General features: G+C 62.8%; 31 protein-coding genes. 6 read left to right on the top strand and 25 right to left on the bottom strand.

What is annotated here, in order from left to right:
• Positions 1–97: 97 nt before the first annotated feature.
• From ACETII_RS03530 to ACETII_RS03410, 25 genes are all read right to left on the bottom strand, one after another.
• Complete coding sequence (locus ACETII_RS03530) at positions 98–556, bottom strand: HNH endonuclease (RefSeq protein ID WP_472787145.1); 459 nt, start codon at positions 554–556, stop codon at positions 98–100.
• 5 nt (positions 557–561) lie between these two features.
• On the bottom strand, positions 562–897 hold the full coding sequence (locus ACETII_RS03525; RefSeq protein WP_472787144.1) for an HNH endonuclease: 336 nt from the start codon (positions 895–897) through the stop codon (positions 562–564).
• A 102-nt stretch (positions 898–999) separates the two neighbouring features.
• Positions 1,000–1,128: a hypothetical protein gene (locus ACETII_RS03520; RefSeq protein WP_472787143.1), complete on the bottom strand. Its 129-nt coding sequence runs from the start codon at positions 1,126–1,128 to the stop codon at positions 1,000–1,002.
• Positions 1,129–1,890: 762 nt separating this feature from the next.
• Entirely contained in the window at positions 1,891–2,427 is a 537-nt protein-coding gene (locus ACETII_RS03515) for a hypothetical protein (protein ID WP_472787142.1), read from the bottom strand.
• Positions 2,424–3,251, bottom strand: a complete 828-nt coding sequence (locus ACETII_RS03510) for a hypothetical protein (RefSeq protein ID WP_472787141.1) — start codon at positions 3,249–3,251, stop codon at positions 2,424–2,426. The genes ACETII_RS03515 and ACETII_RS03510 overlap by 4 nt, the downstream gene beginning before the upstream one ends.
• The gene (locus tag ACETII_RS03505; protein WP_472787140.1) at positions 3,248–3,664 is read right to left on the bottom strand and encodes a hypothetical protein; all 417 of its coding nucleotides are present in this window, start codon (positions 3,662–3,664) and stop codon (positions 3,248–3,250) included. The genes ACETII_RS03510 and ACETII_RS03505 overlap by 4 nt, the downstream gene beginning before the upstream one ends.
• Entirely contained in the window at positions 3,661–3,858 is a 198-nt protein-coding gene (locus ACETII_RS03500) for a hypothetical protein (RefSeq protein WP_472787139.1), read from the bottom strand. Before ACETII_RS03500 ends, ACETII_RS03505 begins: the two co-directional genes overlap by 4 nt.
• Entirely contained in the window at positions 3,855–4,754 is a 900-nt protein-coding gene (locus tag ACETII_RS03495) for a hypothetical protein (protein ID WP_472787138.1), read from the bottom strand. Before ACETII_RS03495 ends, ACETII_RS03500 begins: the two co-directional genes overlap by 4 nt.
• Before the next feature lie 3 nt (positions 4,755–4,757).
• Entirely contained in the window at positions 4,758–6,203 is a 1,446-nt protein-coding gene (locus ACETII_RS03490; protein ID WP_472787137.1) for a replicative DNA helicase, read from the bottom strand.
• Positions 6,200–6,400, bottom strand: coding sequence for a hypothetical protein (locus ACETII_RS03485; protein ID WP_472787136.1), 201 nt, complete (start codon positions 6,398–6,400; stop codon positions 6,200–6,202). The genes ACETII_RS03490 and ACETII_RS03485 overlap by 4 nt, the downstream gene beginning before the upstream one ends.
• Positions 6,397–6,669 carry a hypothetical protein gene (locus tag ACETII_RS03480; protein ID WP_472787135.1) on the bottom strand — a complete coding sequence of 91 codons (273 nt, stop codon included), beginning with the start codon at positions 6,667–6,669 and terminating at the stop codon, positions 6,397–6,399. Before ACETII_RS03480 ends, ACETII_RS03485 begins: the two co-directional genes overlap by 4 nt.
• Positions 6,666–6,881 (bottom strand): hypothetical protein, encoded by a 216-nt coding sequence (locus ACETII_RS03475; protein ID WP_472787134.1) that lies wholly within the window; start codon positions 6,879–6,881, stop codon positions 6,666–6,668. The genes ACETII_RS03480 and ACETII_RS03475 overlap by 4 nt, the downstream gene beginning before the upstream one ends.
• A complete protein-coding gene (locus ACETII_RS03470; RefSeq protein WP_472787133.1) occupies positions 6,878–7,423 on the bottom strand; it encodes a helix-turn-helix domain-containing protein in 546 nt (181 codons plus the stop codon). The genes ACETII_RS03475 and ACETII_RS03470 overlap by 4 nt, the downstream gene beginning before the upstream one ends.
• On the bottom strand, positions 7,420–8,022 hold the full coding sequence (locus tag ACETII_RS03465; RefSeq protein ID WP_472787132.1) for a GcrA family cell cycle regulator: 603 nt from the start codon (positions 8,020–8,022) through the stop codon (positions 7,420–7,422). Before ACETII_RS03465 ends, ACETII_RS03470 begins: the two co-directional genes overlap by 4 nt.
• Positions 8,019–8,207: a hypothetical protein gene (locus tag ACETII_RS03460; protein WP_472787131.1), complete on the bottom strand. Its 189-nt coding sequence runs from the start codon at positions 8,205–8,207 to the stop codon at positions 8,019–8,021. The genes ACETII_RS03465 and ACETII_RS03460 overlap by 4 nt, the downstream gene beginning before the upstream one ends.
• Positions 8,208–8,210: 3 nt before the next feature.
• Complete coding sequence (locus tag ACETII_RS03455; protein ID WP_472787130.1) at positions 8,211–8,444, bottom strand: hypothetical protein; 234 nt, start codon at positions 8,442–8,444, stop codon at positions 8,211–8,213.
• Entirely contained in the window at positions 8,441–9,055 is a 615-nt protein-coding gene (locus ACETII_RS03450; protein ID WP_472787129.1) for an MT-A70 family methyltransferase, read from the bottom strand. The genes ACETII_RS03455 and ACETII_RS03450 overlap by 4 nt, the downstream gene beginning before the upstream one ends.
• Entirely contained in the window at positions 9,052–9,666 is a 615-nt protein-coding gene (locus tag ACETII_RS03445) for a hypothetical protein (RefSeq protein ID WP_472787128.1), read from the bottom strand. The genes ACETII_RS03450 and ACETII_RS03445 overlap by 4 nt, the downstream gene beginning before the upstream one ends.
• Before the next feature lie 151 nt (positions 9,667–9,817).
• Positions 9,818–10,357, bottom strand: coding sequence for a hypothetical protein (locus ACETII_RS03440; RefSeq protein ID WP_472787127.1), 540 nt, complete (start codon positions 10,355–10,357; stop codon positions 9,818–9,820).
• Positions 10,358–10,406: 49 nt separating this feature from the next.
• Positions 10,407–10,883 carry a hypothetical protein gene (locus tag ACETII_RS03435; protein ID WP_472787126.1) on the bottom strand — a complete coding sequence of 159 codons (477 nt, stop codon included), beginning with the start codon at positions 10,881–10,883 and terminating at the stop codon, positions 10,407–10,409.
• A gap of 31 nt (positions 10,884–10,914) precedes the next feature.
• Positions 10,915–11,355 (bottom strand): hypothetical protein, encoded by a 441-nt coding sequence (locus tag ACETII_RS03430; RefSeq protein WP_472787125.1) that lies wholly within the window; start codon positions 11,353–11,355, stop codon positions 10,915–10,917.
• Positions 11,356–11,769: 414 nt separating this feature from the next.
• Positions 11,770–11,934, bottom strand: coding sequence for a hypothetical protein (locus ACETII_RS03425; protein WP_472787124.1), 165 nt, complete (start codon positions 11,932–11,934; stop codon positions 11,770–11,772).
• Positions 11,931–12,470 (bottom strand): GIY-YIG nuclease family protein, encoded by a 540-nt coding sequence (locus tag ACETII_RS03420; protein WP_472787123.1) that lies wholly within the window; start codon positions 12,468–12,470, stop codon positions 11,931–11,933. Before ACETII_RS03420 ends, ACETII_RS03425 begins: the two co-directional genes overlap by 4 nt.
• The gene (locus tag ACETII_RS03415) at positions 12,467–12,670 is read right to left on the bottom strand and encodes a hypothetical protein (protein ID WP_472787122.1); all 204 of its coding nucleotides are present in this window, start codon (positions 12,668–12,670) and stop codon (positions 12,467–12,469) included. Before ACETII_RS03415 ends, ACETII_RS03420 begins: the two co-directional genes overlap by 4 nt.
• Positions 12,667–12,903: a Cro/CI family transcriptional regulator gene (locus tag ACETII_RS03410; protein WP_472787121.1), complete on the bottom strand. Its 237-nt coding sequence runs from the start codon at positions 12,901–12,903 to the stop codon at positions 12,667–12,669. The genes ACETII_RS03415 and ACETII_RS03410 overlap by 4 nt, the downstream gene beginning before the upstream one ends.
• Positions 12,904–12,988: 85 nt before the next feature.
• On the opposite strand from ACETII_RS03410, the gene ACETII_RS03405 reads away from it, so the two are divergent.
• The 6 genes from ACETII_RS03405 (at position 12,989) to ACETII_RS03380 (ending at position 16,352) form a co-directional block, all read left to right on the top strand.
• On the top strand, positions 12,989–13,450 hold the full coding sequence (locus ACETII_RS03405; protein WP_472787120.1) for a helix-turn-helix domain-containing protein: 462 nt from the start codon (positions 12,989–12,991) through the stop codon (positions 13,448–13,450).
• Between the two features lie 269 nt (positions 13,451–13,719).
• Complete coding sequence (locus ACETII_RS03400) at positions 13,720–14,022, top strand: hypothetical protein (RefSeq protein WP_472787119.1); 303 nt, start codon at positions 13,720–13,722, stop codon at positions 14,020–14,022.
• 17 nt (positions 14,023–14,039) lie between these two features.
• On the top strand, positions 14,040–14,264 hold the full coding sequence (locus ACETII_RS03395) for a hypothetical protein (RefSeq protein WP_472787118.1): 225 nt from the start codon (positions 14,040–14,042) through the stop codon (positions 14,262–14,264).
• Between the two features lie 353 nt (positions 14,265–14,617).
• Complete coding sequence (locus ACETII_RS03390; RefSeq protein ID WP_472787117.1) at positions 14,618–15,787, top strand: DUF7666 domain-containing protein; 1,170 nt, start codon at positions 14,618–14,620, stop codon at positions 15,785–15,787.
• Positions 15,784–16,125 carry a hypothetical protein gene (locus ACETII_RS03385; RefSeq protein ID WP_472787116.1) on the top strand — a complete coding sequence of 114 codons (342 nt, stop codon included), beginning with the start codon at positions 15,784–15,786 and terminating at the stop codon, positions 16,123–16,125. Before ACETII_RS03390 ends, ACETII_RS03385 begins: the two co-directional genes overlap by 4 nt.
• Positions 16,122–16,352, top strand: a complete 231-nt coding sequence (locus tag ACETII_RS03380; protein ID WP_472787115.1) for a hypothetical protein — start codon at positions 16,122–16,124, stop codon at positions 16,350–16,352. Before ACETII_RS03385 ends, ACETII_RS03380 begins: the two co-directional genes overlap by 4 nt.
• The last annotated feature ends 43 nt before the right edge of the window (positions 16,353–16,395 follow it).

Raw genomic sequence — 16,395 nt, 5'->3', positions numbered from 1 at the left:
GCGCCTTCAACCCCCTATGCGAATTTCGCGGCGTTGCGCGCGGCGAACCCTGGCCGGTAACGGCCCCCTTTCGGCCCCGACTTTGCAATCCCCCCCCCTATGTGGCTGCGTCAGCCAAGGGGAAGACGCGATTGCGAGCATCGAGAATGAAAGCTTCTGCTTCAGCAACCGTCGCAAAACTCTTTCTGACGACGGCGCGCCCACCTTTTTGAATGGTCGCCACGAAAGGGGATTTCCCGCTCCCAACGGGGAATACCCCGCGCACGCCAGTCTTGCTGTGCCGGCACACGCCTCTGTTTTGAACGCTCTCGGGCCGCGTTAACCAGCGCAAGTTCTTCGCCCTATTGTCGAGTTTGTCTCTATTCCGATGATCGCGCACAAATTCTGGGTAGCGATTTCCTGGCAAAACAATGTGATGCAGATAAATCCACCGCCCCCCGGATTTGCGAGCAACATACCCGCTCTTGTCCAGTCGCCACCTGTATGTGGAGAGATATGCTAATTCGTCGTCGACAATTGCTGGCGCGCCAGACCCTATTACGTTCAGTTTGATCATCACTTTCAATCCACGGGCCAGCCATCAACCCCAGTCGCCACCAGAGCGGGGGCTCCGTGGCGCTCCCGCCTGGCTCGCGCGGTCTTGCGATTGTTGCAACCACCAAGGCCGCCGGCGCCATCGCCGCCCGAGCGGGTGCAGAGGAGCTCGAGATTGTCCTTTGCCCAGTCGTGGCCGCCGTCTCGACGCTCGGCTTTGTGGTCGAGGGTGAGGCGCACGGGAGAGCCGTCGTCCTCGCGGGTCTTGCCGCAGCACTGGCAGCGGCGGCCGCGCTCGGCGATGACTTCGCGCCGCAGCGCGCGCCAACCAGGGGACAGATAGAACGGATCAGGGCGCTTCACCCGCGCCTCACCCTCTCCACGTCGGCAACCCCAACGCCCGCCAAGCGAGCGCGAGGATGAACGCGTAGACGAACCCGGCAATGAACGAGCCGAGGACTTCGGTCACTGGTATCCGCCCAGCTCAGCACGAACGTCGCGCGGCATCTCCAACCAGCCGAGCTCTGCGCCAAGCGCGAAGGCGGTCAGCACAAGGGCCAGCACGTAGGAGGCGCGGAGGAGGATGCGGAGCATCAGCGCGTCTCGATCCAGTTGGCGTGGTTGGCGGGTTCTCCCCCAACTCGGACGACCTTGCCGGCAAGGGCGAATAAGGCACCGACGAGGAGCCCGCCAACCACGCAGGTGTGAAGGAACCGTTGATCCATTGGCTCTGCCTGCATTCCCCGCTGAATAAGCGCCCGGCGGTCGCATTGCGGTCGACCAAGACGATGGAGCCGCCGGGCTTTGACCCTCGATTCAACCGAGGGTCATTGTCGGGCAGGAGGGATCAAACCTTCCCAGGCCCAACACGCGCCCCGCAGGCTTTCGCTTCGGAGCGGTCGAGTGGCGCGATCGACACGCCGGCTCGATAGGGTTCCGAGATGGCCATTGGCGCGCGACGCCAGTGACGGGGCCGGCATCACCTCGCGCTGGCCTATATCCGGCAGGCGCACGACCTCGCGGCCGGCGCGGCATCTCGAAACGTTTGATCGAGCGGCAGGTCCGTTCCCCCGCGCCTTTAACCCCGCCGACGTTCACGCCTTATGGCGTCACCTATCTTCGGGAGGCCAGGCACCCCACGACCCTTGGTGCCCCACTCCGCGCCGAAGCGCGCGCCGCTCGAAACTTGTGCCGGCGAACTCCGGCGAATACCTCGGCCGCGAGAAAAGCCGGATTTTGTGACACCGCACAAGGGCCGCCCGCGCCGCCCGCATGACACCGCAGCGCCAGCGCCGAGCGCTCTCAAAAGCCGTTGCTTGCGCTTCGCCGCCACGGCACGCCTTACGCGCTTTTCCGTCAGGATGACACGCCGTCGTGGATGAGTCCGTCGCAGATCACGCCGAACGCCCGATCAAGACGACGATAGGCCGTCTTGCGATGCTGGCAAGCCTGCTGGTGAAAGCGTGAGAACGGCTGGTTGCGGGCCTCGCACCAGAACCAGATCGATAACACCATGCGCTCATTGTCGTGGGCGCGGAGATACTTTGACGGCCATTCGAGCGCCTCGAGCATGCGGCTTATCTCAAGCCCGGTCGGCGCGCCACGATGGCGGTCCGGCAGGCGCTTCTTCAGCCGAATGCCCTCGGCCATTGCGTTGCGGTCAAACCACGAGACGTTGCGGTAAAGCCGCCAGTCGATCCAATGCGTCATCTTGCGCGACGGGCCCGCAGTCGAGATGAACCTCTCGTGCCCGCGCGCAGCCTCGACAAGGCGGGCCTCCACCTCCGCGACAGTCCAGACACGCTCGCTGCGCGCAAAGGAGGCGTCGGCCAAGAGCCGCGCTGCAGCGTCATCGGCATAACGTCCGAACTCGTCGTAATCGAAGTCGGTCATACCCCGCACGCCCCCTCGCATTCCTGCTTCCACCCCCAGTCTCCTGTTGTCGCCATGTCGGCGATCGAGAACAGGTCAGGTGGAGGCCTGAAGTCTATCTCTCCTAGAGGGCGCAAAGATCGATGCAGGAACGCTTGCCCATTCATACCAGGCCAGCCGGAGCGGATAGCTGCATCAAACTCAACGGCGTCGGCAAAGTCGTCCGGACATTCTGTCTGCAAATCCCACCATTCGCGGTCGGAGCGGAAGGGGCAGAATTTACAGGATGACCGCGGCGGCGCCGGATATTGGCGCTCCGCCATCCAGCGCAGGCAGTCGCCTCGTCGCATGTTCAATTCCACAAGCGGCCATCGAATGCGAACATACCGCAATTCCGAATCCTTCATGCGATCCATTTCGTCCGCGCTGATCCCAAGCCAACTCTCAACGGCTACGCCTTTGGGCCCACGCTGGCCTGGCGCAAGGCCAAGCATCTCCCTCAGCTTCCGCTGAATTGGCCGCGTCTTAAACTCCTTTGAGCAATGGAACGGGGCCATGCCTTTTGGCGACATGAAATATCCCGGCAACGGAGACCCGCTTAAAGTGCGCTCACCTGAAACAACCTTTAACCACAACTCTCCAAGGTTTAGTCCGTCCCTCTTCACCCGAAAAACCGGGAAGGGGAGTTGAGCCTCTAACCAGTCCAGCCATGCGTAGACCCGGCCGCTCTCCCATCCGGTATCAGCGAAGATTGCTGCATCAAGCCGTGGGAGGTCGCCTCGCGCCGACATCAAGGCAAGAGTCGATGACTGAACGCCGGCGCCGAGGCTGAGAACTTTGATCATCGCCCATGCCTCACGCCGTCGAGAAGATTCACCGCGACATTGCGCTCTGAGAGCACCGCCTCAAGCAGGCGCGCCATCATCCAGTTCGGTTCCATGCCCATCCGCCCCGCCAGTTCATACGCCGCGGCGAAGGCATCCGACGAGACCGCCAGCGAGACCGACTTTTGGCCCGGAGCTTTTGGGGCAAGCGCGATGCGGTAATCCGAGAGCATCCGGTAGACGTGGCGCTCGGAAATGTGCGCCTCGTCCGCGATCTCGCGCGCCGAGCAGCCAAGCGCCGCCAGATACGCCATGCGGGCGATCCGGGCCTTCTGGTAGGGCGGCCGGTAGCGACGCGAGCGGCCATGAAACTGGCGCTTGCCCGGCTGGTGCGCGCTCTGCGCCTCGTCGAAGATTTCAAGCTGCTCGGTCATTGCGCCCCGATCCAGTCACGCGGAAAACGGATCGGCGCCTCCCGCAACGCAAAGGCGACCTCCTGCGCGATCGGCCCGAGAATAATCGGCTCAGCGTCGGGCTTGCCGGCCGCCGGCACAGTCGCTGGCTCGCTCGCGGGGCGCTTGGGAAGCCGCCGGCGCTCGACGGTGAAGGGGCGCTTGCGGCGGGTCATTGGGCAGGCTCCAGAGCGCCCAACTCGACGAGGACGTCCCGTGGAAATTTGCAATCAGGGTGCCCCGGAGGCCACCAGCCCGGCGGCCAGCTGTGCGGGTTTTCCTTCCAGCGATTGATCAGTTCGGCCACCTTCGAGCGGCGCCATTTGACGCCCGTCTCGCGGCCGTTCCTGTCGACCAGCCGAACGATCGGGTCGGAAGGGTCGTCTGGCGGGGGTGGGGGTGATGGCGCTTTCGTCTGGGGTTTCGACGCGTATGCCTCGGCGACTGCATTATCGAACCATTTCAATCCCTTGGTTTTCGCCTTCGGCATTCTCGACCGGATGACCGAAAGGATCAAATCTGGGGGATAACCCTGCGCCAGCCAGACGGCAGCGTGCCCGGTTTCTGGCGGAATTTCCTGGCCTGCCGCCCGGTAAACATCCACGATTGCACAGCGAAGTTTCACGACAGGGTCGTCATGGCGCGCGCGGGCAGTGGATGGCTCCCTCTCAGAACTATGACTCTCTGTCTCTGACTCTGTCTCTGACTCTGGGGGCGTTGCATGTAACGTTACATTGGCGTTTCCTGTAGCGCCCTTTTTCCGTTCCCTGTGGCGTTTCACTCGCTCATTTGAAACGTCCGACGAAAACTGCCTTCCGCTCCAATTGTGTGGCCGTAACGTTTCTCCGTCACGGTCGATCAAGCCTCCGGAGACGAGGGCGTCGACCCTCTTCTTGGCGTCTTTTTCAGAAAGGCGCGTAGCGAAGGCGATATCGTCAATGCCGGGCAAAGCGCCACCGTTCCGAGAGGCAAGGCAAAGCAGGTTGATCCACATCTTAAACATGTCCCCGGAAAGCTTCTGCACCTTCGGGTCATCGAGCACGTCGTCGTATAGCCTGAACCACCTGCTCATCCCTCACCCCATCACCTTGTTGCTCATCGTCGAGCAGGACACGTCCACCCATAGGTGTGCGGTCGCCTCCGCCCCCGCTCGGTTCTTGCCGATGATGATTTCTGCTTGATGCTTGAGCGCCTCAAAGGCGTCCATGGCCGCTTGTTGCTCGTTCCTGAACTCGGGCGACTTGAGGATGTGGTGCGCCTCGCGGTGGATGAAGGCGACCACATCGGCGTCGGCCTCGAGGTCCCCGGATTCGCGAAGGTCAGCCAGATTCGGCCGCTTGTCCTCGCGGTTCTCGAGCGCGCGGTTAAGCTGGGCGAGCAGCACGACGCAGAGCCCCTCGTCCTTGGCGAGTTCGTGCAGCGCGGCTGAAATCTCGCCCACCTCGTAATGCCTCTGGCCCTTGTAGCGGTCGCTGGCTTTGATGAATTTCAGGTAATCCAGGAAGACGACGGCGAGGCGCACGCCGCGGCGCGCCATTGTCTTCTTCTCGGCGCGCACCTTGGCGGCGATCTCCGTGATGGTGGCGCGCGAGGAGACGTCGAGGGTGAGGGGCAGGTCACGAAGGCGCTTGGCGGCGTCCTCGAGGCGCCAGAGCTCCTCGTCGTCATACTTGCCGCGAACGATGCGCCCGAACTGGATTGGGCGGCTGTGGATGTAGGAGAGGTCGGAGAGATACCGGGCGGTGAGCTGGCGCTCGGTGATCTCGAACGAGAACGCCATGCAGCCGAACGGCTCCCCGCCATCGCGCCCGGCCTTGGCGCCGGCCTGCGCGACCTTAAGGGAGGACGTCACCATAAACACCGACTTGCCCATGCCAGGGCGCGCCCCGACGATCCAGAGCGTGCCGGCCTCGTAAGGGGAAAGCTTGTCGACATCGGCGAACCCGGTCGTGACGCTCTGCGATATTGCCTCGCCGCGGCGGATTCTCTCGGAATGGTCGAGGAGGTCGTTCGCGCTGGCGCCGATCGTCTTGCGCGTCGAGGCGATCTCCGCCGCGACAAGCTCGCCCGTGGCCTCGGCGAACTCCGCAACGATGCGGGCGGTCGGTGGCCCAGACGGCGCCCGGGCGGCCTCCTGCGCGTCTGCAGCGATGCGTATCAACTCCCGGCGACGCCAAGTCTCGACGATCATGTCCGCGTATTCAGCGGCCTTGTGAATGGTCGTAGCCGCGACGGCGAGGCGCGCAAGGTAGGCGGAGAGCTTGCCGATGCCTTCCGGCATTTCCACGCCGGCTAGCGCGCCGCCGAGCGAGATGTGCGAGACGGCCTTGCCGGCGGCGTTGAGCTCCAGCGCGGCGCCGTAGATGCGGGCGTGGAGATCCTCGCTGAAGTGCTTTTGGTCGAGGCGCAGGCGCAGCTCGTCGAGGCAGTCGGGATTGACGATGACAGCCCCTAGAACGGCCTGCTCGCTTTCAAGGGCGCATGGTAGGGGATCGGCAGCCGGCGGCGCGTGCATGGTCATCCCTGCCGCCCTCCGTCGCTCTTCCGCGCCCGCTTCTCGTCGGCCGCTTTCATGGCCCGCGCCACGCGATCGCGGACGGTCGTTAATTGATCAGCCAACAGATCGCATTCCTTGTTCGGCGGGAGCCTGTGCGCGCGCAGGAACGCGATGATGGAGTCGAGGGCGGAGAGTTGGGTCTGCGCTGAATGCTGCATCACGCCCGCACCTCCAGCCCGGCCTGCCGGATCACGCGCCGCGTCAATTGCCGGCAGATCTGCGCGCAGTCCCCCTTGTCCTTGGGCGAGCTCGAGAGCATGAACCACAGGTTGCGGCCCTTGTAGGCGAAGTCGAAGCGCAGGTGCTTGCGGCATGTGACCTTGACGTCCGACGCGCCAACCTCATCGAGATAGTCGAGCGTCTTCGCGACGTGCTCGCCGATCTTGCGGGGGTTCTCGATGGTGAAGTCGATCTTGCGCCGTTTGGTCATTTGCGCGCGACCTCCCAACCCTTGGCCCCGCGCTTCGCCAGCCGCTCGACCGAAAGGCGGTCGCCGGGGAACACGGCGCGCCAGTCGCGCACAGCCTGCTCGGCCTCGCGTTCGGCCTTGGCCTCGCTCTTGGGGTCGTTCCGATAGAAGGCGAAGGACGTCAGCAGCCCGTCGTCGTTGCGGATGATGCCGAGATAGACAGCTTCACTCATACGACGCCTCCCGAGATTTCGCCGCGGTCGATGCGGGCGCTCTGCGAACCGGGATCGCCCATCAGGTAGCCGGTGACGTTCCGCGGGCGGCCCACGACGACACTTTTCGGATGGCGGTTGTATTTGCGCGGAACAAAGCGCTGGGCGCGGGGTTCTGGTTGCTCGACGGCTGGCGCCGGATGGGGCGCAACTTCCGGTCCCCCGGCTTCTCCTTTTTCGAAGGAGATGGACCCGACAGGCGTCGTTTGCGTAAGCAAGCGCATTTCGGCGAGCTGTCTCGGATAACGCCTCGCCGCCGCCCTGACGGCATGTCGTATCGTTGTGTGGTCGCTTCGCTGGAAAAGCCGAGCGAGCGCTGGATACGATATCTGATTCATCGTGTAGGCGATGGCCATCGATATGTGGCGCGCCTCGATGACTTCTTTCACGTTGCTGCGGCTATCGATGTCCGCGGGAGTAATGCCGTATTGCTTCGCGACCACAGATTTTATGTGGTCGACTGGCACGTCGATCCTCGGATTGTCTCTGCGTGGCGCTCTCATCGGCCGCCTCCGACAGATTCAGGCTTGCCGGCTTTGCGATGCTTCTGCGCGAACTGGTGCATGCCGACCTTCAGAGCGAGCAAACGCCGCGCGTCAAAGCCTTCCTTTGGTTTTGGCTTGCGCGGCGGCTGTGGTCGGTAACAGACGGCCGCGTGCGCCGAGCAATACATACGGTGCTCGTCCATCGTCTCGCGGCGCTCGCCGCAGTAGAGAAAGCTCTCGTCTCTGGGGTCCCCCAAAGGGAAACGGCACGACGACAGCCGCAACTCGATCAGCGTGACGCCAGCGCCGGGTGGGGGCGGCGGCGGGGCCGCTTGCGCGAAGGCTTGCTCGATGGGCGCGAGACGCGGGGCAGGGGATGGGGCGGCGACTGGGGCTAGCTTCTTTGCGGGCGCAGGCGCCGCTTTTGTCTTGGTCGACTTTATCCCGCCCTGGCGGCCCTTGCTGCGCTCAGCAATGCCGAGGCGGTGGACTTTCGCTATCACCGCGTTCCTTGTGATCCCGCCGCCCAGCTCCTCCGCGCACTGGCTTGCGCTCAGGCCATCGGCCCATAGCTCGCGCAGCTTTTCGACTCTCTCTTCGCTCCACCCGAGGCTCATGCCAGCACCTCGCGAACGCCCTGGATGAAGACAATCGCCTTCGTCACTGCCTGGAGCGCATGACGCGCTTCGTTCACGTATTGCCCATCTCCGCCGCAATCCCGCTGCTCAAGTTCATGCGTGATGAACTCTTGCGCGCTCTTGAGGGCGTCTATCAGGTCAGCGGCGGTCTTTATCTCCGGCATCAATTACGCCCTCCAATAAAAATATTCGCGATGGCCCTCGGCGAGCTGGCGATCGACATTCGCATTCCAGACCCGCACGACGTCAGTCCGGTTCAGATACTTCGCCGCGTCGTTGATGCGTGCGAGGGACTGGTGGCCGCGGCGCCAGACTTCGTGGTCGTCGGAGTATTGAAATGTGAGGTCGTGCGCGGCGACCATCGCTTCGAACTCCGAGAGCGTAATCATCGTGTTGCTCACTCGGCGGCCTCCAGTGCGTTGAACTTGCCGGTCTCGTTGCCAAAGCACTCCCAGCCTGGCCGGCGCTCGCGCGAGAACACCTCCGCGTAAGGACCCTGGCTGTAGCTTTCGATGCGACGGTAAGACTCGTCCGGCTTGCGCGAGTGCTCCCGACGCGGGGCGATGATCAGTTCGCGCACGTCCCGGCGCAGGCGCTTCGGCGCGCCGGTCTTAAACAGCAGGCAGTCCTCGCCGTTCTTGCGAGTCGTAAAACCTTGTCCAACAAAGAAGGAGTCGCGATGCAGGAAAAGAGACTCGCCGCCGCGCTCGCAAGGAGAATGCGTCTTAAGCCAGATGAAGGCGCGTCCGGAGTAACGGACCTTTTGCTTTTTCCAGACCGGCGCGATCGCATTCCAGAACCGCTCGGCGATGGGCGATGTGATCCAGATGAAGAAATGCGCGCCGTCCGGGTGCGCGAGATCAGCGATCGGCAAGGAAGCAATCTCGGCGTCCGTCATGCGCGGATAATGCTGCGGGCGGCCCTTGGTCCCCGCGCTGAATTTCCACGGCGGGTCGAGAACCACGGCCCGATATGCGCGCCGGCGCAGCTCGCCGAATGGCCAGTCGCTCATGCCTTGCCCCTTTGCGCGAGCGCGCTTCTGCCGGCCGGCGGGTCACCCATAAGCGACGAGGAGACGTCGCGGCGCTGCATCTGCGCAGCAGCCTTGGCTTGCCGCTCAAGCCCTCTGGCCTGCGTCGTGATGGGGAACGCTGGCGGCTTCGCCGGGGCTTTCGGTTGGGGAGCGGGAGCCTGCGGCGCGCCTAGCGCCGGTCCACGCGCGGCCTTCGCAAAGTCGTCCGGCAGAGTGAGAACGAGTCCACCCGTCGTCTCGCGCCACTTCGCCTCTGTCTCAGGGCGCTCCTCGTTCGGCCACAGGGTCACGATGCCCAGGTTGAAGCGAAGCACGCCGTGAAATTCGACTGGCTCATACTGCCCGCGATCAGCATCTGGAACGATGCGAATTCCGTTGACGTTCGGCCCACCAATCTGGACGCGAAACCTTGGGCCATTACTCTTGGCCCATTCCGCTGCAGCGTGCCGGAGGACAAGCGACGCGCGAATTTTGTCGCCCTTGCCGTGACGGCCGGCGGAGCGCCCGAGACGCACGGTCGCATCTGGCTTGATGTTGCCAGGAGCAGGCTTTTCGAGGTCCTGCCAGTCGTCTTCGTCGAAGTCGGTCATTATCTTGCTCCCGGACACAGCGCCCGCTGCATATCCCAGCCCCGAAACCAGAGCGCGCGGTCAGGGTTCTTGCTGAACGGGCAATCGCCGCGGGTGAGCCCCGCGCGATAATCCTCCGCGCCGCGAAGAAGGGAGGCGGATACGCAGTGGCTCATTCTGCGGCCTCCGCAGTCTGGCCGAACATGACAAGATCTCTGGGCTGGACGCGTGCGTAATGGGCGCAGGCGTAATCCCAGAGACACGCCGCCGCTGCCTTCTCCCAGTCTGCGCAGCCATGCGGCAGATATCGCAGCGCGATCGCGCGCCGGAGCACCATGTTATTCGTCGCCTCGCGGTCCTCGCGGCGCTGCTGCGGCGTGCGCTGACCCTTGCCGCGTGTGGCGGCAGACGCCTTGCCGCAGAAATGAACTCGAGCCGTCGAAGCTGCGACCTTCTCGACGCGAACCCCGTAGCAGCCGGCTAGGGCCTGCAAGGCGCCGTGGCAGTAGATTTGGGAGAGGGCCGCGTCAGCTGACGGATAGGCGGCAGGATTGTCGGTCGACTCCACCACCACGAGGTCTGGCTTGTCGATCGCCCATCGGTCGCGAAGGAAGCAGCCCATGTTACGGGCCTGAACTTCCGCGCGGTCTTTCGCGCCACGCAGCGTCACGGCCTCGATGCGCGGCATCTGGCCCGCTAGACCAGATGCCACGCCCATTCTCTTGCCTGGATCAATCGACCACACGAGCATCTGCGCGCCCTTAGTGAACCTTGTAGCTCCCCTCGCCATCGCCGCTCACGGCTTGGCGACGACGGGAGGGCTTGCGCGCGGTCGCGTCGTCCTCGAAAGGCTCCTCGCTCAGCGGCTTGATCCCGCTCTCGATCGCCTGCGCATTCGCCTCTGCGGCGGCCTCGTCGGGGTCCTGCTGCTCGGTCTGCTCGCCGTCGAAAAGGTTGCCGACATGCTCTTGGCCGAAGATGCCGGACTCGCGGCACATGCGCACATACTCAGGGAATTGTGAAATGAAGTCCTCGCGCTTCAGTTCGTCCTGGCGCGAGAGCTTCAACATCAGGCCAAAGAGCTGGCGATGCAGGTGGCCATTCTCGCAAGCCTCCTTGATGCGCTCGCCGATCTCTCCATTGATGCTGGCGACGCGCGTCTTCTTCTGATCGGCGTCCTTCAGCAGCGCGACGAACTGCTTGGCGTTGACGAGTTTTGTGACTGGTTCTTCCGACATCGGTTTTCCTTCGGTTCAGGATCGCCCGCGCTTATCGATCCAAGGGGCTGTCTTCTGCGCGAACCTCATCAGAGCCCCAGCAGCGCGCATCAAAGCGCCGGCGACGCTCATCGCAGTAAGCGCGATATAAGTCCGGAGCCTGAAGGCGCATGGTTTCCGTGAGGAGTTCGAACTCTTCGGCGAGGCTTGCGAATTTCTCGGCGCTGTAGTTGGCGAGTCGCTCATCTTCTAAATTCTTCTGGGCTTGCGCCGCGCGGATTTTCTCAGCCACGGACGCTTTAAGGTCGCTGCATTCGTTGTAGAAGATCGCCTTGGCGGTGCGCGCTGAAATGCCAATGCGCCGCGCCGCTCTTTCAAGCCATAGCGCGCGACTATCGAAGACGGCCGGGTTGCCGGCGATCTCGATCAGGGCGTCGCGCATCTCTTTGGCAATCGCGCTCAAAACTCTGACTCCGGAAAACTTTTCCGACATCGTGGAAAATCTCCATGCCAAAACACTGGCTATGGAGACTGCTTACGTAATCACCACACTTACTAACGACACCGGAGGCCCTAATTGCCCGTCAAAGCTACTGGGCCACCATGCTGGTTACTGTGAGAACGCCGAGAGATTGTCAGACCTCTCGGCGCTCCCGCTGCACGCCCCACTTCGGGTTTTTACAGGAGATGGCCCGGCGGTTCTGTGCATAAGCCCGGAACTCTTCACCTCTCCGAGCTATCCGCGCCCGACGAGAGCGCGAATGGGTGAAACTTGCTCCCGAAAGAGGCCGAGCCCGAAGGCCCGGCCAGTCTGGGAGGAAACGCCCAAGGAGGGCACCGAAAAGACCGCACTCGACGCTGCGGCACGCGGCTTCCGGCGGGCTGCTTCAACCCCGCCGAAACTCAATCAGAACCCCGCCTCCTTCCGCCGCATCTCCTCCACGCTCTCGCGGATAAGCCGGCGGCGCGTGCGCGCGTAGACGCCGCGATGGATCAGGTTCGCCGTGTGGGCGCCAATTGCGATGCCCCAGCAGGCGGCGAAGATGAGGAAGGCGATATTGTGGATGGTCATTGAAACTGCCTCCCTGTCTCGCTTGGACAGCGGCCTTCGAGGAGTTGCTCAAGACGTTGCAGTTCACTCGGAAGCGGCTCGGCGCCGAACCTCCCCCACCTGTGGATGAGCGACTCAGCCCAGTGCCGCCAGCCCGAAGTGTCTTCGAGCATTGAGAGATGGCGTATGCGAAGCTTGTAGGCGGATCGAACCCTTCGCGCGTCGCTCCATGGGTTGTTGACCTTTCTATGAATGCTGCCGGCGCGGTTGTTCAGATCAATTGCCTCTTCAATGCAGACACCTCTTGCGAGAGCGGCGGCGAACGCGATGACTTCATCCGTCGGAAGGAACCACTCGGAATGGCTGTGCGATTTTGCGAGGCAATCGTGGATGTTTGCCTCAAGAGCGCGCGTGCCTGGTGCAGTCGCAACCAATTCGAGCTTGATCGGGGACCAGCCCATGAACGTCTTGAGCCTATTCATCGGCATTCGCGAAAAGCCGATCTTGATCGGGCCCGGTAGCCCAACGGGCTTCAAGAGGTAGACAAAGCCGGTCATTCAGCGGCCCCTTTCAGTTTCACCGAGCGCAGCGCTCCGCTTTTCAGTGCAGGCCATTGTTCAGCCAGCGCATCCAAATCCGAAGTCGGAACGCTTCGAGTTATGCGCTGGCCATCGTTCACCAGGACGATCTCCCATTGGTCGCTGTGATCGATTGCCGTCACCGATACGATCCGGCCAGGAGTGGAGGCGTGGCTCATTCTGCGGGCGCCGGGTGAAAAGGGGTCGCCTGATCGGCGCGAGCCGGCGGCGGGTAGATGTCGGGGCGGAGCTCATGACGCGGAACGCCCGTCACGCGCTCGACTTCCAGCACGCGCGCGACCGGCACGCGTCGCCATTGAGAAATCGCCTGCGGCGTAACGCCGCCGATCAGCTCAGCCAGACGAGTATTGCCCCCAACGGAGGACTTAGCCTTTTCGAGTGCCGCTTCCATGAAAGCAAAGAAAGCAAATCTTTCCGAATTTTGCAAACGAAATCTTTCGTGGATTGAAAGCTCTCCTTAAGCAATTGTTGCTTCAATGAAAACCATCGGTGAAAGGATTATTTACATCCGTTCATTGCTCCGTCTTAGCCAAGAAGGGCTGGCGGAGGCGCTTGGCGTTACGCGCGGCGCTGTCGGAAACTGGGAGTTGAACAAGCCGATCGGCAGGAAGAACCTATCGGCGCTTGCGCGGCTAGCACATTGCTCGAGTGACTGGATCGCAGAGGGGGTGGGAGACCCGCCGGCACAGCAGAACAATCAAGCATTACCGTTGCCGGTGAATGATCGCGAGGAAACCGTTGCGGTCGTCGACGGGATACTTACTGGGCTCGGATATGAGAAAGACCGAGCCTCCGAGCTAATTGCAGTGCTTCTAGAAGCTCTTGAAGCGCGGATATCTTCCGCTCGGTCTCGCGATGCGGCCCTACAAACTCGCAAAGCTTTTGCTGAAGCTCTAACGCGTGAATTTCTGAAATCAGGAAAGTTTCAATCTCGGTGAGTCTATCGCGTGGCTCAAGTTTTGGTTGATTGTCTGCTTCAGCAACGGCCGCTAAGAAACCCATCACGCGCGCCCCCATACACAAATTAGACACAATCCGCTTACGTTAAGTCCCGCCTTCGTTTTTTGGCAACTAAAAACATAGGGATGATCTTGAGATGCGTTTCGCAATCTTATGCTCAGCGCTTTTGTTATCTGCATGCGCTGGGACGCAGGTCGAGTTGACAAAATCGATGGAAGACGCTGCGAAGACAGAGATTTTGAAAGCAGTGAAAGACCCCGATTCGATCGAATTCGGCGGGCGTTTTGCGGCTGGGCACAGGCTGAACTTCACAATCCTCTGTGGTTGGGTCAACGGGAAGAACGGCTTCGGCGGCAAGACCGGCTGGACGCTTATTGGGGTAGAGTTCCCCGACAACGGCGGCGATCCCTATTTCGTCCCGCGGTCGCTTTCGACTGAAACGCAATGCGAGCTTGCCCACGCCATGCCCGAGCCGCCGGGAGTTTCAAAAGACCTGCTGACGAAGCACGGGATCGGCGGGGCCGATGCGCCCGGTCTTGCGGGGAAATAATCGCAGGAGGATGAACGGTGAAACGAGAGACAGATCGGTTCAACGCCATCGGCAAAGACGGCAAGCGCTACACCGTCATTGAGCTTCGTAAAGTCCTGACCGCAACAGCGCTTACCAGAGGAACCCGTGAGGCCGGTTTGGGGCCGCGCGAATACTTCTTACTGGACGGGCGCGATGTCGTATGGAAGAGCGACAGCGAGTTCCAGATCCTTCAGACTGATGAGATCATTCGGAAGCTCTGACGCCAAAAACTTGACCCACCCGAGATGCCCCTGGTTGTCGAAAATCCCGGCCCCCACGACTCCGTTCTGGCCTTTGACCAAGCGCCAAAGGTTCTTTGGGAGTAGGGGCAGAGCCCCCGACCTGATAGCCGCTATGCGCTGATCGTTCTCGGCGCTCATTGCCCCAACCTTCCGTTCTCCAAGCCGCCGGTCCCGCCGCGCGGCTTTTTTGTTGCCTACCCGGAGGATAGCTGGGCAGGGGAGGGGTGGCAACAAAATTGAAAGTTTCACTTTCATTTCTTATTGCGTAGTGCGGAAAGATATGCTTTCCTTACCCCCAATCGCCACCCCAACCCCGGCGATTGGAGGTCCGCATGGCCGAGACGGCGAAAGAGATTGAGAAGGAAGGCGCGGAGGCGGCGGCTGCAGCTGCGCCAGTTGAGAGCGCCCCAGAGGTTTTGAAGACGGTGAAGGGGTTTAGCAAAGACCTCACCTGCCGCGACCATCAATTTGAGATCGGCAAGACCTACACGCTGGACGGGCCCATCGAGATTTGCGCGCGTGGCTGGCACGCCTGCGAGAACCCGCTCGACATCTTCAATTATTACCCGCCGGGGCAGTCGCGTTATTGCGAGACCGAACAGAGCGGCTCCATTGCGCGCCACGACGAAGACACCAAGATCGCGAGCGCGAAAATCACGATCGGCATTGAACTGTCGATCGGCGATTTGGTTGCGCGCACGGTGAGGTGGATCTTCGACCGCGCGACGGTCGATGAGAAATCGACGGCGACGAGCGGCTACAGGGCCAACGCGGCGACGAGCGGCGAAGGGGCCAACGCGGCGACGAGCGGCGAAGGGGCCAACGCGGCGACGAGCGGCGAAGGGGCCAACGCGGCGACGAGCGGCGAAGGGGCCAACGCGGCGACGAGCGGCGAAGGGGCCAACGCGGCGACGAGCGGCTACAGGGCCAACGCGGCGACGAGCGGCAATTGGGCCAACGCGGCGACGAGCGGCGAAGGGGCCAACGCGGCGACGAGCGGCGAAGGGGCCAACGCGGCGACGAGCGGCGAAGGGGCCAACGCGGCGACGAGCGGCGAAGGGGCCAACGCGGCGACGAGCGGCTACAGGGCCAACGCGGCGACGAGCGGCAATTGGGCCAACGCGGCGACGAGCGGCGAAGGGGCCAACGCGGCGACGAGCGGCAATTGGGCCAACGCGGCGACGAGCGGCAATTGGGCCAACGCGGCGACGAGCGGCAATTGGGCCAACGCGGCGACGAGCGGCAATTGGGCCAACGCGGCGACGAGCGGCAATTGGGCCAACGCGGCGACGAGCGGCAAGCATTCGGTGGCTGCGGCTCTCGGGCGCAGATCGAAAGCGAAAGCCGGAGATGGCGGGGCTATCTGCCTCGTTTGCCGCAACGATGACGGCGAAATTCTCGCAATCCGCGCCGTCAAGATCGGGGAGGCCGGAACGAAGCCGGATACTTGGTATTCCCTCGACGCAGAAGGCAACTTCGTTGAGGCGGAGGGCGACGAATGAGCGCTCCTCACCTGATCCAACTCCTACCCCGCCCGCGCGTGCGGCGCGCGATCGACGTTGTGTCGCAAGCCGCGCTGGACGCCGCTGCGCAGCGCGCGCTGGACGAAGCTGTCGCCGCCGGCGCTGACGGGCTTGAGGACGATGGCGCCTTCTGGGCGCAGGTCGTGCGGCTGCTCGGCGAGAAGCGCCTCGTGGTCGACAGCGCGCCGCTGCACCTGCGCGCCGAGGGCGTTGCGGTCGAGTGCTCTCACAAGCTGGCGTTCCGGCCGCTGGAGTTCACGCGGGCGTTGGCGTTGCGGACGCTGCGAGAGGCGGCTTTTCGGAGGGCGAGAGGGTGATCCGGATTCCGAAGATCGACCGCCGCGAGGTGATGCGCGACGCCCATAAGCGCTTCAAGCAGGGCCAGCGCCTCAACATGGGTTGGGATTTCGCGCGCTGTCTCCGCACTGCTTGGTGTGCCGCGAAGATCAGGCAGGGCCACGCCGCCGCGTTCCGTCACGCCGACCGTCGCCGAAAGCACACCCGCGATTTCATTTTCGTTTCGTCGGCCGCAATGGCTGCGTGAATTGGAGATTAGTTATGTCTGACGGCCAAATCGCATCGTTCTT

This window comes from Methylocystis sp. NC52PC, from assembly GCF_055698645.1.
The sequence above is the reverse complement of the archived record's forward strand: the minus strand, read 5'-3'. Positions and strand labels throughout refer to the sequence as shown.

Bases quoted from the DNA above. Each gene is read 5' to 3' on its own strand.
- ACETII_RS03530 (WP_472787145.1), bottom strand. From the start codon at position 556: ATGATCAAACTGAACGTAATAGGGTCTGGCGCGCCAGCAATTGTCGAC.
- ACETII_RS03520 (WP_472787143.1), bottom strand. From the start codon at position 1,128: ATGCTCCGCATCCTCCTCCGCGCCTCCTACGTGCTGGCCCTTGTGCTG.
- ACETII_RS03515 (WP_472787142.1), bottom strand. From the start codon at position 2,427: ATGACCGACTTCGATTACGACGAGTTCGGACGTTATGCCGATGACGCT.
- ACETII_RS03510 (WP_472787141.1), bottom strand. From the start codon at position 3,251: ATGATCAAAGTTCTCAGCCTCGGCGCCGGCGTTCAGTCATCGACTCTT.
- ACETII_RS03505 (WP_472787140.1), bottom strand. From the start codon at position 3,664: ATGACCGAGCAGCTTGAAATCTTCGACGAGGCGCAGAGCGCGCACCAG.
- ACETII_RS03500 (WP_472787139.1), bottom strand. From the start codon at position 3,858: ATGACCCGCCGCAAGCGCCCCTTCACCGTCGAGCGCCGGCGGCTTCCC.
- ACETII_RS03495 (WP_472787138.1), bottom strand. From the start codon at position 4,754: ATGAGCAGGTGGTTCAGGCTATACGACGACGTGCTCGATGACCCGAAG.
- ACETII_RS03490 (WP_472787137.1), bottom strand. From the start codon at position 6,203: ATGACCATGCACGCGCCGCCGGCTGCCGATCCCCTACCATGCGCCCTT.
- ACETII_RS03480 (WP_472787135.1), bottom strand. From the start codon at position 6,669: ATGACCAAACGGCGCAAGATCGACTTCACCATCGAGAACCCCCGCAAG.
- ACETII_RS03475 (WP_472787134.1), bottom strand. From the start codon at position 6,881: ATGAGTGAAGCTGTCTATCTCGGCATCATCCGCAACGACGACGGGCTG.
- ACETII_RS03470 (WP_472787133.1), bottom strand. From the start codon at position 7,423: ATGAGAGCGCCACGCAGAGACAATCCGAGGATCGACGTGCCAGTCGAC.
- ACETII_RS03465 (WP_472787132.1), bottom strand. From the start codon at position 8,022: ATGAGCCTCGGGTGGAGCGAAGAGAGAGTCGAAAAGCTGCGCGAGCTA.
- ACETII_RS03460 (WP_472787131.1), bottom strand. From the start codon at position 8,207: ATGCCGGAGATAAAGACCGCCGCTGACCTGATAGACGCCCTCAAGAGC.
- ACETII_RS03450 (WP_472787129.1), bottom strand. From the start codon at position 9,055: ATGAGCGACTGGCCATTCGGCGAGCTGCGCCGGCGCGCATATCGGGCC.
- ACETII_RS03445 (WP_472787128.1), bottom strand. From the start codon at position 9,666: ATGACCGACTTCGACGAAGACGACTGGCAGGACCTCGAAAAGCCTGCT.
- ACETII_RS03435 (WP_472787126.1), bottom strand. From the start codon at position 10,883: ATGTCGGAAGAACCAGTCACAAAACTCGTCAACGCCAAGCAGTTCGTC.
- ACETII_RS03430 (WP_472787125.1), bottom strand. From the start codon at position 11,355: ATGTCGGAAAAGTTTTCCGGAGTCAGAGTTTTGAGCGCGATTGCCAAA.
- ACETII_RS03425 (WP_472787124.1), bottom strand. From the start codon at position 11,934: ATGACCATCCACAATATCGCCTTCCTCATCTTCGCCGCCTGCTGGGGC.
- ACETII_RS03420 (WP_472787123.1), bottom strand. From the start codon at position 12,470: ATGACCGGCTTTGTCTACCTCTTGAAGCCCGTTGGGCTACCGGGCCCG.
- ACETII_RS03415 (WP_472787122.1), bottom strand. From the start codon at position 12,670: ATGAGCCACGCCTCCACTCCTGGCCGGATCGTATCGGTGACGGCAATC.
- ACETII_RS03410 (WP_472787121.1), bottom strand. From the start codon at position 12,903: ATGGAAGCGGCACTCGAAAAGGCTAAGTCCTCCGTTGGGGGCAATACT.
- ACETII_RS03405 (WP_472787120.1), top strand. From the start codon at position 12,989: ATGAAAACCATCGGTGAAAGGATTATTTACATCCGTTCATTGCTCCGT.
- ACETII_RS03390 (WP_472787117.1), top strand. From the start codon at position 14,618: ATGGCCGAGACGGCGAAAGAGATTGAGAAGGAAGGCGCGGAGGCGGCG.
- ACETII_RS03385 (WP_472787116.1), top strand. From the start codon at position 15,784: ATGAGCGCTCCTCACCTGATCCAACTCCTACCCCGCCCGCGCGTGCGG.